This window comes from Brucella tritici, assembly GCF_008932295.1.
Taxonomy (GTDB): Bacteria; Pseudomonadota; Alphaproteobacteria; order Rhizobiales; family Rhizobiaceae; genus Brucella; species Brucella tritici.
Genome location: NZ_WBWA01000004.1, coordinates 203,720 through 217,331, shown reverse-complemented (window position 1 = coordinate 217,331; position 13,612 = coordinate 203,720). Strand labels below are relative to the sequence as shown.

The window sequence follows — 13,612 nt, the reverse complement described above, 5'->3', positions numbered from 1 at the left end:
CAAAGCGCGGAGATTGAAATTCTCCACGCTTTTGTGCTTATGTCTGTTTCAATCGATTTAACAACTGAGTTGTGCCTTCATGATCCTTTGCTGCGGTGAATCCCTGATCGACATGCTGCCACGCGAAACCGCAGCGGGCGAAACCGCGTTCCAGCCTTTCGCAGGTGGCTCCGTCTTCAACACGGCCATCGCGCTTGGACGTCTTGATGTTCCAACCGGTTTCTTCTCGGGCATTTCATCTGATTTTTTTGGGGAAGTGCTGCGCGATAATCTGGCGCGATCCAATGTCGATTATTCCTTTGCCGCAATCTCGGATCGGCCAACGACCCTGGCTTTCGTGCGTCTGGTCGACGGACAAGCACGTTACGCCTTCTACGATGAAAACACCGCAGGCCGCATGTTGACTGAGAGCGATATGCCCTATGTCGATGACGCCATCGATACCATGCTGTTCGGCTGCATCAGCCTGATTTCCGAACCGTGCGGCAGCATCTATGAAGCGTTGATGACGCGCGAGACACCAAGGCGAGTCATGTTCCTCGACCCGAATATCCGTGCAAGCTTCATCACCGACCGCGAGAAACATCTGGCGCGTATGAAGCGCATGATCGCGCTCGCCGATATCGTAAAACTTTCAGACGAAGATCTCGCCTGGTTTGGCGAAAAGGGCAGCCACGACGAAATCGCCGCCGAATGGCTGAAGCTTGGACCGAAACTGGTGGTCATCACCAAGGGCGCGCATGGCGCCGACGCCTATACGGCCAAGGCAACCGTGCGCGTGCCGGGTGTGAAAGTGGACGTGATCGACACTGTTGGCGCGGGCGACACGGTCAATGCGGGCATTCTTGCCAGCCTTCACAATCAGGGCCTTCTCGACAAGGACGCACTTGCCGAACTGACCGAAGACCAGATCCATTCCGCTGTTGCGCTCGGGGTCCGGGCTGCTGCGGTGACTGTCTCGCGCGCAGGTGCAAACCCGCCATGGGCGCATGAGATGAAGGATTGACGCACGGCAAAGCCGTAACATGATGCGTCCGGTCTGTGTCGGCCTTTTCCGACAAGGTCCGAACAGGAGTCCAGAGCATCATGAGCATCGAATTTCTGCTGACATCCTTCATCATTGTCGCCTCCCCCGGCACTGGCGTGCTGGTAACGCTTGCGGCAGGACTGTCTCGTGGTGCACGGGCCTCGATCATCGCCGCGCTCGGCTGCACACTCGGCATCGTGCCGCATATGCTGGCTGCCGTGACAGGGCTGGCGGCCTTGCTCCATGCCAGCGCACTCGCCTTCGAGATCATCAAATATGCAGGCGTCGCCTATCTGCTCTATATGGCGTGGATGACGCTCAGGGAGCATGGCACATTGAAGATCGAAACCGATGACGCACCGCGTTCGGACCGTGAGGTCATCTGGTCGGCAATTCTGGTCAATCTGCTGAACCCCAAACTGTCGATATTCTTCTTTGCCTTCCTGCCGCAATTCGTAAATACGCAACAGGGCGGGACGGTTGCCCGCATGGTGGAACTGTCTCTCGTTTTCATGGCCATGACATTCGTGGTGTTTGCGTTCTACGGTGTATTCGCAGCCGCCGTCCGTAACCAGATCATCTCGCGCCCCGCTGTGCTTGCATGGATGCGCCGCAGCTTTGCTGCCGCCTTCGTCGCGCTCGGGGCAAAACTCGCACTGACCGAACGATAGACCATGGCCCAGAATATTTATGATCGCGAAGACTTCTTCGCCGCTTACAGCCAATTGCCGCGTTCCGTGCATGGGCTGGAAGGCGCGCCTGAATGGCCACTTGTCCGTTCACTTGTGCCCGATCTGACCGGCCGTGATGTTGCCGATCTCGGTTGCGGTTTCGGCTGGTTTTGCCGCTATGCCCGCGAACAGGGTGCTGCATCCGTCATCGGCTACGACCTTTCAGAAAACATGCTCGAACGCGCGCGCCGCGACACGCCGGACGATGCCGTTCGCTATATTCAGGCGGATATGGAAGGGCTGGAACTGCCAGAAGCAAGCTTCGATCTCGTCTACAGCTCCCTGGCTTTTCACTATATCCGCGACTTCCCGCGTCTTTTGAAAGCGATCCATGCGGCTTTGCGGCCAGAAGGTCGCATTGTTTTCACGATTGAGCATCCGATCTTCATGGCGCCGCTTACGCCGGGATGGATCGAGGAAGGCAACGGCCAGAAGCGCTGGCCGGTCGATCATTATGCCGCGGAAGGTGAAAGGCGAACCGATTGGCTGGCAGAGGGTGTCATTAAATATCACCGCCGCCTCAGCACCTCCGTCAATGCGCTGATTGAGGCCGGATTTGCCATCAGCCGGCTGGAGGAATGGTATCCGTCGCCAGAGCAGATCGCGGCATGGCCAGCACTGTCGGAGGAGATGGAACGACCTATGCTGTTGATAGTTTCCGCTAGCCGACAGACTGCTTGACCAGCCACATTTCACGCCTTTTATAGGGGTGGGCGGGACACGAATCAGACTGGCGAGGAGAAACCATGGACGTGTTGCGCATTGCTGCCTTTTCGCAAGGCAATCAGGGCGGCAATCCCGCTGGAGTGTTGATCGCTGATCGCCTCCCCTCCCCGCAGGATATGCAGAAAATCGCAAAGGATGTGGGCTTTTCCGAAACCGCCTTTGCTGCGCCGGAGGGCGATAGCTGGCGCGTTCGCTATTTTGCGCCGGAAATGGAAGTGCCGTTCTGCGGCCATGCCACTATTGCTCTTGGCGCCGCGTTAGCCATGCGCATGGGCGATGGGAGTTTCACACTCAAGCTTAATAATAGTGACATCAGCGTCGAAGGCCGCAAGGAAGGCGAGCTGTTTGCAGCCAGCCTGCAATCGCCGCCGACGCGCCAGCGCGCAGCCAACGATGCCGAAGTGGAACAGGCTCTGGCACTGTTCAGTTTCGAAAAGGACGATCTGGCACCCGGTCTGGCACCGGCCCTGATCCATGCCGGGGCGGACCATATCGTGCTTCCGCTTCGTTCACGCGAAAAGCTGGCTTCAATGCATTATGACATGGCGCGCGGACGCATCCTGATGAAGCGTCAGGGCTGGACGACGATCCTGCTCATCTATTCGGAAACGCCGAAGCGCTTCCACAGCCGCAACCCGTTTGCATCCGGCGGGGTTTATGAAGACCCGGCGACTGGTGCGGCCACAGCGGCCTTTGCCGCCTATCTGCGTGATAGCGGCTGGCCGCATGGCGGCGAGATCGAAGTCTTTCAGGGTGAGGATATGGGCAGCCCATCACACTTACGAGCCCAGATCGGCAATGAGCGTGGCGGCTCTATCCGCGTTTCCGGCACCGCACGGTTGATGGAATAGAGCGCATCCCGAAAAGTGTGAAACGCCTACGCAGGGAAATCAGTCCACTGGACTGATTTCTGATCCTGCTTCGATCAGAAAAGATGTGCGTCAAAACCAAAGATTAGGGCGCCGATCTGATCCAGTCAGATCGAAACGCGCTTTAATCGCTCGTTGCAGCTCGTCACACGCGGACGAGCTGCTCTACCCGCTCGTCATTTCCGAAGAACTTGAGATAGCGCGCCACTTCCTTGGGGTCGCCGGTCGCCTTTTGCGGATTGTCGGAAAGCTTGACCGCCGGATGGCCGTTGGCATCGGTCACCTTGCAGACGAGCGAAATCGCATTCAGCCCTTCGATTTCCTTCGGGGCGCAGCCTGCAAAATCATTGGTGAGATTGGTGCCCCAGCCGAAGCTCATGCGCACACGCCCTTCGAAGTGACGGTAAGTCTCCTCGATCGTGTCCACGTCAAGCGCGTCGGAAAAGATCAGCAGCTTTTCACGCGGGTCCTTGCCGCGTGACTTCCACCATTCGATGATGCGCTCGCCGCCTTCGATGGGCGGGGCGCTGTCGGGGCGGAAGCCGGTCCAGTCGGCAACCCAGTCCGGCGCGTTGCGCAGGAAGGCAGCCGTGCCGAAAGCATCGGGCAGAACAATCAGAAGATTGCCGCCATAGTAACGGTTCCAGTCCTGCAGCACGCGATAAGGGGCTGAGCGCAGTTCCTCGTCATTCTTGGCGAGTGCTGCCAGCACCATCGGCAATTCATGCGCATTGGTGCCAAGCGCTTCAAGATCGGTATCCATGGCCAGAAGCACATTGCTGGTGCCGGTAAAGGCATCGCCGATGCCTTCCTTCAGCGCTTCGACGCACCAGCGCTGCCACAGGAAGGAATGGCGTCGGCGCGTGCCGAAGTCGGAAATCTTCAGGCCGGGAAGCTGGCGCAGGCGTTCAACCTTGCTCCACATCTTCGCCTTGGCGCGCGCATAAAGCACGTCGAGCGAAAACGGTCCGAGGTTCTTCATCGCCGCGCGCGAACGCAGCTCGTTGATGATGGCAAGTGCGGGAATTTCCCACATGGTCGTGTGCGACCACGGTCCATGGAAATGCAGCTCGTACTGGCCGTCCTTGCGGCGCAGATCATATTCCGGAAGCTGGAAATCGTGCAGCCAGTTCAGGAACTCGGGCTGGAAAATCTGCTTGCGGCCATAGAAACTGTTACCCGCCAGCCAGATCATTTCCTTCTTGGAAAAACGCAGCGTGCGGGCATGGTCGAGCTGCGCACGCAATTCGCCCTCGTCGATCTCATCGGCAAGGCGCACGGAGGTTGTGCGATTGATGAGCGAGAAGGTTGCATCCACCTTGGGGTAAAGACCCCATATCATCTGCAGCATCAGAAGCTTGTAGAAGTCCGTATCCAGAAGGCTGCGGACGATGGGATCGAGCTTCCATGCGTGATTGTAGACGCGGCGCGCAATATCAGTCTTGGCCATGACGGCCTCCAGAAAAAGCATGTTTCCGATAGCACAAACATCCGGCTTTACTTCGCCGAGTCGTGCAAAAGGCGGGTTTTCACCCGCCTTTTTAATCGGTTCACTTCTGTTTGGGAAGCTCTACGACGATTTCATGTTCGCCGTCCGACTTGATCGGCACGCCTTCTTCCGGCTTGCCGACCTTGCGACCGTTGAGCTTGACCACCTTGTCTTTAGCACCGGCCACGACCTTCACACGGTAGAGCGCTTCGCCGAAGCGAAGTTCCGCTTCATAGCCGTCCCATTCCGGCGGCAAGGCCGGATCGAGATGGAGGCGGTCGCCGCGTTTTGTGACGCCGAGGATACCCTCCGTCGCAACGCGGTAGAACCAGCCAGCGGAGCCGGTGTACCAGGTCCAGCCGCCCTGTCCGCGACGCGGCTCGACGGAATAGATGTCGGCTGCGATCACATAAGGTTCGACGCGGTAGATATCCGGGTTGCGGCCATGGCTGACCGGGCTGATGAGCGAGAACAGACGCCATGCTTCAGCCGTCTTGCCCATGCGGGCGAGCGCCATGATGGCCCAGGTCGCGCCGTGCGTGTATTGGCCGCCATTTTCACGAACGCCCGGCGGATAGCCCTTGATATAGCCCGGCTCCTGAATGGTCCTGTCGAAAGGCGGCGTGAAGAGACGCAGCAATTCGCCTTCATCATCCAGCAGGTATTTTTCAAGCGACGCCATCGCCTGTTCGGCATGCTTCGGATCGGCAACACCGGACAGCACGCTCCACGATTGCGCGATGGCATCAATCTGGCATTCATCGCTGTCCTTCGAGCCAAGCGGCGCGCCATTGTCGTAGAAACCACGGCGATACCACTGGCCATCCCAACCATCGCGGTCGAGGGCTTCGGTCAGACTTTCCAGATGCGCTTTCCAGATATCGACGCGCTTCTTGTCCTTGCGTGCTTCGGCAATCGGGATGAACTTGCCGAGCGTATAGGCGAGGAACCAGCCGAGCCACACGCTCTCGCCCTCTCCCTTCACGCCGACGAGGTTCATGCCGTCGTTCCAGTCGCCGCCAAGGATCAGCGGCAGGCCGTGCTTGCCGGTGCGTTCCACCGCAAGGTCGAGCGCCAGGGCGCAATGCTCATAAAGGCTTGCCGTCTTCTCGGAGATTTCCGGCTGATAGAAGGCATCATGTTCGCCGTCCTCCAGCTTGCGCCCTTCGAGGAACGGCAGCTTTTCATCGAGAATCGAGCGGTCGCCCGTCGTCTCGACATAAAGTGAGGCACCATAGCCAAGCCAGACGACATCGTCCGAGATAAGCGTGCGGACGCCTGCACCCGTTGCCGGCAACCACCAATGCTGAACATCGCCTTCAGGGAACTGGCGCGACGCGGCATTGAGGATCTGCGCGCGGGCAAGCGTCGGATCGATCAGAAGCAGCGACAGCGTGTCCTGCAACTGATCGCGGAAGCCGAAAGCGCCACTTGCCTGATAGAAGGCAGCGCGGGCCCATATGCGGCAGGCGATCGCCTGATAGGGCAGCCAGCCATTGACCAGAAGGTCGAAAGCCGGGTCTGGCGTCTTCACCTGAACGCGATCGAACAGGCCTTCCCACTGCTGTTTGGCGGCAGCAAGCCTGTCGCCGAAGGAGGCCTTGCGGGTCTCGGCGATCAGCGCCTTTGCCTGTTTCTGATCGGCAGCATTGCCGAGCAGGAAGACGATCTCGCGCGCTTCACCCGGTCCGACTTCGATATCGAGGGCAAGCGCGGCACAGGGGTCGCGGCCTGCCTCAACCGTACCCGAAAGCGCCTTGCCAGCCAGCACGACTTCCGGTTTATCCACCGAACCGGTGGTGCCGATGAATTCGCTGCGGTCGGCAGTGACGGATTGCGGCTTTTCGGTTGCAGCAAAGAAGGCGATCTGCCCGGACTTGTCCGGATGATACGGATTGCCGGCAAAGAGCGCGCCCAGTTCCTCGTCCTGCGAAGGTACGATGAAAGGCACGTTCTTGGAGCGGGCATTGCCCAGTACCCATTCCACGTAGCCATAGACGCGCAGCTTGCGCTTGGAGCGCCCGTTATTGGTGACGGTCAGGCGCGACAGACGCACCGGCTTGTCCGCATCCACGATGTGGGTGAGATCAAGTGCCAGCTCGCCATGCTGTGCCCCGAAGCTCGAATAGCCGTGGCTATGACGCGCTTCATAGGTCACCGCCTCATCGCGCAGCACGCTTGCCGTCGGCGCAAAGGTGCGGCCTGTTTCACGGTCGAGGATATAGATCGCCTCGCCCGGACGGTTCGTGACCGGATCGTTCGCCCATGGGGTGAGCTGATAATCGCGGCTGTTGCCTGCCCAGGTGAAGGCCGAACCTTCCGCCGAGACATGGAACCCGAAATTCGGATTGGCGATCACATTGATCCAGGGATGCGGCGTGTTGGTGCGATTGTTGATGCGCACCACATAGGAGCCATCCTCGGCAAAGCCGCCATAGCCGTTCCAGAATCGAAGATCGTCACCGGACGGCGCAGGACGGTTCACCACAGGCTTGACCACAGGACGGCGTTCTTCCGTCCCGCGTTCGATGGCGACAGGCGCAAGACCCGCAGCGCCGAGCCCCTGAGCGGACATCTGCGCCGAAGCCTGACCGCCAATGGCGGTCTTGGCGTCGCGCGCGGCCAGATCGACGGTGATTTCCTCGCTGCGACGGAGTTGCTCGGCCAGCGAGCCATTCTGTGCATGCATGACGATGCGCGCCGAGGCGAGCAGCGTGTTGTAGCTTTCGTCGCTCATCTGGTCGCGGCGCACCGCGAAGATGTGCGGCTGACCGCCGCCACGGGCGCGGAAACCTTCCACGATCCAGTCGATGGCGCGCTGTGTATCCTGCGCATAGGAGAAGGCGCGCTCGTTAACCGCAACGACATCGACAGTGAGGCCCTTCGAGCGCCAGTATTCCTGCGCGCGCAGCACACCGCGCAACACGTCGAGGTCGGCTTCGTTGTCGATGCGCAGCGCGAAGATCGGATAATCGCCGGAAATCGACATCGGCCACAGGTCGGACTGCTTGCCGAGGCCGCTGGCGATAGTCTCCGGTGGCTGGCGCAATGTCCGCTCCGGATAGAGCAGATAGGCGGCCACCTTCTGGTAATCGGCAGCTTCGGCAGGTTTGATGCCGATATGGTAGAGCTGCACCTGCGAACTGGTCCATGACAGGGAATATTCGCGGGCGAAGGTTTCCGGATGGCGATGAAGCGCCACGGCATGTTCCACCGCATCGCGGCTGCCGCCTGCGAAAGTCCAGAAAACGAGGCTCACCTTTTTATGCGCCGGAACGCGGACCCGCGTGCGCACCGAAGCGATCGGGTCGAGTACGCAACCCTGGCTGCCGGTAAACTTGGCACCCTGATCGAAGGCAGCCGCATCGCGCAAGCTGCGACCACGCCCGACAAAGGCACGGCGGTCAGTTTCGACTTCCGTTTCGCGGATCGAGCCGGAAAGATCGGTCACGAAATGCGCGACATGGATATCCGGATCGGATGGCGCGCGCTTACGGCGCTTGGCATAGATGGTCGAACCGTTATCGGAGATTTCGGTTTCCACGAACATCTTGGCAAAGGCCGGATGGGCGGCATCGCTGTCGCTGTCGGTCAGCACCAGTTCCGCATAGGAGGTGACCTCGATCATGCGATCACGGGCAGATGTGTTGATGATGTCGAGCCTGCGGCCTTCGCCGTCCGATTCCGACGACACGATCACTTCCATGACGGTTTTGATGTCACCGGCGGTCTTGTAGAATTCCGCCTTGTCTTCGGTGAAGACCGTCTTGGTTTCCTCTTCGGGGTTGCGGACCGGCTCGCCGGTCGCCGACCACCAGTATCCGCTTTCCATGTCGCGCAGGAACAGGAACGTGCCCTGAAGGTCTTCCGACGCATCGGCGTGGAAGCGGGTAATGTCCCAATTGTGCCAGCGGCTGTAGCCCGAGCCGTTTGCCGTCACCATCAGCGCATATTGTCCGTTCGACATCATATGCGTGGTACGCGGCGCCTTGAACGGCTTGTCGACAATCCGCATCGGCGCATCGTCGAAGCCGCCGGAATCCACGCGCATCGGATTTTCCGTCTTGGCGTAGATCATCGGGATTTCGCGTGGCGCCTTTTCCTGCAGGAGCAGTTCGGCAGCCTCGATCACCGGATCGGAGTGGAAGCGCTCCCGCATCCGGCCTTCAAAGATCACGTTGTTGACCGCGATGATCGCCATGCCGTGGTGGTGGGCGTAGTAGTTCTTCACCACAGCGCAAAGCTCGCCTTCGCGAACACGCGACGGCGTGAAGTCCACCGAATCGTGGAAGCCATAGCGCCCAAGAGCACCAAGCTTGGCGAGGCGCTTCAGGTTTGCGACAGCGGCGGCAGGCTGATACTGCGCGGCAAGCAGGCTCGCATAGGGTGCGATAACCGCATTGCGCGACAGGCCGCGCTGGAGGCCCAGATTGGGCACACCGAAGTTGGAATACTGGTAGTTCATATGCGCGTCGCGCGCATTGAACGCCGCTTCCGAAATCCCCCATGGCAGGCCGCGCGAGGTCGCATAGTCGATCTGGCGCTGCACCACGAGCTTGTTGGTCTGGTCGAGAAGCGAACCGAGCGGCTCGGACATGACCAGCGGCGGCATCAGATATTCGAACATCGAGCCGGACCAGGAGAGCAGAGCGCCCTTCCAGCCTACCGGCACCAGAAGACGGCCAAGCTTGAACCAATGTTCGACCGGTACGTCACCCTTGGCGATGGCGAACAGGCTTGCCAGACGCGCTTCGGACGCCAGAAGATCGTAGCAGCTTTCGTCCAGTTCGTTTTCCTGCACGCGGAAACCGATGGAGAGAAGGCGGCGTTCTTTCCGTTCAAGGAAGCCGAACTGCATGTCGAATGCGAGCTGGCGCGAGCGGGTGGCAAGATCGCGCAGACGCTCACGCAGCGCATCCGTGTCATGCTCGCCGATGGAATCCTCGGTATGTGCCTTGCAGGTATCGACGAGAATGCGCGCCCATTCCACGGCTTCAGCGCTTGCCGGTGTTTCGATTTCACCATCGAGTTCGTCCATCAGGCGAACGATGTCGGTTGCGAACAGCGACAGGTTGATGGTGCGGAAGGATGCCGTTTCCGGCTCGTCCTTGATGGACAGTACGGCTCGGCGGAAATTGGCAATCCGCTCTTCCAGACGGCGGCGCAGCGGACGCAGAATCCGGCGGTCATCCGGGATTTTGGCGATGGTCTCTTCAAGGATGTCGTTGACATCAAGAATGCCATCAAGATCGCCCTGCATGTAGACGGACGGTGCTTCCGCCCATTCTTCCAGCGCAGACGACAGCGTGACCAGATGACCGGCAAGATTGCCGCTATCGACTGCCGAGACATAAAGCGGGCGCATCGGCGTCAGCGTATTGGTCTCGTACCAGTTGTAGAGATGGCCCTGATACTTCTCCATCTTCTCAAGCGTATCGACAGTGGCCTGAACGCGATCCAGCGTTTCGCCGAAGCCGATCCAGCCGAAATCGCGCGCGGCGACGACGGACAGGAGATAGACACCGATATTGGTCGGCGACGTGCGCTGCGCGACAATCGGCGCCGGGTCTTCCTGGAAGTTATCTGGCGGCAGATGATGGTTTTCGTCGTTTGCGAACTCGGCGAAGTAACGCCAGGTCCGGCGTGCATAGCGGCGCAGGTCCGACTTGTCAGAAGAAAGCACCTCCAGCGTGTCCTGCGGCTTCGCCGAACGGCTGACCAGCCATGCAATCAGCGGCGAGGCAAACCAGATGACGGCAAACGGCGCTGCGATCATTGCCGCATGACTTTGGGCAGCAAGCGGGAAGAAGATCGCCAGACCCGCAATCGCTATGGCGGGCCACATGAGCTGGAAATAGTAAAGCAGCGTATCGGGCGAGGTTCTCGCCTGCGCTGCCGTGCGCCATTCCAGAAGATTGCGATGCGAAACGAACAGACGATAAACGGTGCGCGCAATGGCATCCGCCATCAGGAACGCCGAATGCGCGATGAAGGTGGTGCGCAGCGCCACATCAGCCGTGCCGAGCGCTATGTCGGTCAGCACCGACTGCGCATGGCCTTTCAGCGAATAGTCCATGTTCGATGGAATAAGATTGGTGACAATGCCGAATGTCGGCGCAACGAACATGGAGAGAATGAGGAAGCCCTGCCAGACGGCAGCAGGCCCGATGGGCAGCACGCTCCAGCCGACGACGGCTGCGATCAGCCACAGGATCGGATTGAGCGAGCGGCGCAGATTGTCGACCATCTTCCAGCGCGTGATGTGGCTGACGCCACGGCTCGTCGAAAACAGCCAGGGCAGAAGCTGCCAGTCGCCACGCGCCCAGCGATGGTGACGCGATACGTCGACATTGTAGCCGGTCGGATAATCCTCGACCACTTCGACGTCGCTGACCAGAGCCGCGCGGGCATAGCCGCCTTCGAGAAGGTCATGGCTGAGCAGCGTGTTTTCCGGCACGCGACCTTTCAGCGCTGCCTCGAAAGCATCGATGTCGTAAAGTCCCTTGCCGGTAAAGGTGCCTTCGCCAAGCAGGTCCTGATAGGTGTCGGAGACGGCGAAGACATAAGGGTCGATACCGCGATTGACCGAGAAGACACGCTGCAGGAACGATGCTTCGTCACCGGTGGTGAGCGAAGGCGTGACGCGCGGCTGAAGAATGCCGTAGCCACGCACGACCTTACCGGTCTTTTCGTCGATGACGGGACGGTTCAGCGGATGGCTGAGCTTGCCGGCCAGATGCGTGACGGATTCCGGCGTCAAACGCGTGTCGGCGTCCAGCGTCATCACATATTTGATTTCCTTCGGCAGGCGTTCGTCCGGTGGGAAGAAACTCGTATCCTGATCACCGCGCAGAAGCAGGTTCAGTTCATGCAGCTTGCCGCGCTTGCGCTCCCAGCCCATCCAGCAATTCTGCTTCTCGTTGAAGAGGCGGCGGCGATGCATGAGGAAAAAGCGTGGCTGGTCGTCGCCGGTATAGTGCTCATTGAGCTTGGCGATTTTCTCGCGGGCATATTCATAGATTTCCATGTCCGCAGGGGTGATTTCCTGCTTCGCATCGGTCCAGTCGCTGACCAGCGCGAAGTAGATTTCGCCACGCGGATTGGTGAGATAATGAACTTCGAGATTGCGGATCTGCTCATCGATGGAATCACGCGAGGTGATGAAGGTCGGCACCGCGACCAGCGTGCGCGCCTCCTCCGGCAAGCCTTCCTTATATTCAAAACCGATGAGCCGTGTCGGCTGGACGAACCAAGGCACCAGCGCATTGAACAGCGAATAGGACGCGTCCATTGCCGGGAAGATCGCAAGAAGCGTGAACAACGTGCGCAGATCGGTCGAAAGACCGGCGCGGATCATGCAGTAATTGACGAGCAGCAGAAGCAGGATCGTGAAGATCGCTGTCGGGATGAACAGGCCCCAGAGACCAAGACCGCGATAGAAGCGCAGCGCCTTGACACCGAACGGCGCGTGATAGCCGCAAACTTTTTCAAGTTCCTTGCGGCCCTCGCCCGACAGGTAATAGGCGATTGCGCCCTTGCCCTCGGCTTCCGGATGACCGGCCTTTTCCGCACGATGACCATCTTCGGCCAGCTTGAGAGCAGCCCAGGTGATGTCGATTTCGCTCATGTCCGAATAGCGGGCGAGCTTTTCGATGGTCACGCGATAGGCATTGCGGGACCGGAAATCCAGAAGCTCGAAATCGCTGTGGTCACGCAGGATCGCATCGACCTCGTTGACGGTTTCAAACCAGGTTTCCCAGTCAACGTCATCGATGGATTTCAGGCTGCGGATGACGTTGCCCATCGTGACGCCGCCAGTGGACTGGCGGGCATGTTCCTCGACGATGGCGTCTTCCGGATTGCTGCCTTCCTGCTCCAGAATCCGTTCCAGCCAGCTTGCAGCAGCAGTGGTATCGGTCGAAGAGGAACGCAGGCGATAAAGAAGATGGGTCGCGAAAGTGCTGTCGCGGGCGGCATCGGCATATTGCGCCAGAACCGAATCCAGTTCAGCGCCGTCAGCAGCGACCACGATGCGGTCAGCAGCCGTATTGGCCAGATTGCGCATGATGCGCGCGCGGTCGACGCGCAGCGCCAGACGGCGTGCATTCTCGATCAGGAAATAGCGCACCGCGGATGGCAGCGCCCACAATTCGCCAATCTTCAGCGGCTCCACGGTCTGGAAACCCTTGACGATGGCCGTCAGTGTCTTCAGCGAGAAATTGCTGTCCGTATGGGCGACATAAAGCCAGGCCAGCGCGAAAATGCGCGGCATGCCCTCATATTTTTCAACCGGCGCCTTGTAGAGCGGCAACTGGCGGATGAAGCGGCGCGGCAGGTCGCGGCGGGCCTGCTGCACGTTCTTGTCGATCTGGTAGTGATTGTCGAGCAGCCATTGCGCGGCTGGTGTTATCGTCTCGCCCGCGCGCGATGCGGCATCGGAGGCGCGATAGGCATGCAGGATCAGCTTGCCGTTTTCGGACAGGCGCTGATCGAACGGGAAGGCAATATAACCCGGCAGCGGAATGTCTTCGCCCCGCGCCACGGCAGCGGCAAGCGCGCCAAGCTCTTCCTCGGTTTTGTACAAGGCCCGGATGGGAGATGGTTGTTCAGGCGGAATCCGGCCCGATGCATCGGGCTCGCTGGATTTGGGCTCCATCGAAGATTGCGGCATCGGCGGTTTATTCTCGGTAGAGGTTGATTGGGAGAGCGAAGAAGACAATTCCGGCATCTGCCTTAACAGCCTTTCCGAAGGAAATGAGTTATCTGCGGC

General features: G+C 59.6%; 6 protein-coding genes. 4 read left to right on the top strand and 2 right to left on the bottom strand.

Annotation, left to right across the window (positions count from 1 at the left end):
* Nucleotides 1–79 precede the first annotated feature (79 nt).
* The 4 genes from F9K91_RS06835 (at nucleotide 80) to F9K91_RS06820 (ending at nucleotide 3,335) form a co-directional block, all read left to right on the top strand.
* Nucleotides 80–1,006, top strand: a complete 927-nt coding sequence (locus F9K91_RS06835) for a carbohydrate kinase family protein (protein WP_151677497.1) — start codon at nucleotides 80–82, stop codon at nucleotides 1,004–1,006.
* A gap of 80 nt (nucleotides 1,007–1,086) precedes the next feature.
* The gene (locus F9K91_RS06830) at nucleotides 1,087–1,698 is read left to right on the top strand and encodes a LysE family translocator (RefSeq protein ID WP_061344802.1); all 612 of its coding nucleotides are present in this window, start codon (nucleotides 1,087–1,089) and stop codon (nucleotides 1,696–1,698) included.
* Between the two features lie 3 nt (nucleotides 1,699–1,701).
* On the top strand, nucleotides 1,702–2,439 hold the full coding sequence (locus F9K91_RS06825; protein ID WP_151556564.1) for a class I SAM-dependent methyltransferase: 738 nt from the start codon (nucleotides 1,702–1,704) through the stop codon (nucleotides 2,437–2,439).
* A 65-nt stretch (nucleotides 2,440–2,504) separates the two neighbouring features.
* Entirely contained in the window at nucleotides 2,505–3,335 is an 831-nt protein-coding gene (locus tag F9K91_RS06820) for a PhzF family phenazine biosynthesis protein (protein ID WP_151556565.1), read from the top strand.
* A gap of 163 nt (nucleotides 3,336–3,498) precedes the next feature.
* On the opposite strand, the gene pncB is transcribed toward F9K91_RS06820, so the two are convergent.
* Together pncB and F9K91_RS06810 are read right to left on the bottom strand one after the other, a co-directional pair.
* On the bottom strand, nucleotides 3,499–4,803 hold the full coding sequence (gene pncB / locus F9K91_RS06815) for a nicotinate phosphoribosyltransferase (RefSeq protein ID WP_151677496.1): 1,305 nt from the start codon (nucleotides 4,801–4,803) through the stop codon (nucleotides 3,499–3,501).
* Between the two features lie 100 nt (nucleotides 4,804–4,903).
* Complete coding sequence (locus F9K91_RS06810) at nucleotides 4,904–13,570, bottom strand: GH36-type glycosyl hydrolase domain-containing protein (RefSeq protein ID WP_151677495.1); 8,667 nt, start codon at nucleotides 13,568–13,570, stop codon at nucleotides 4,904–4,906.
* Nucleotides 13,571–13,612: the final 42 nt, after the last annotated feature.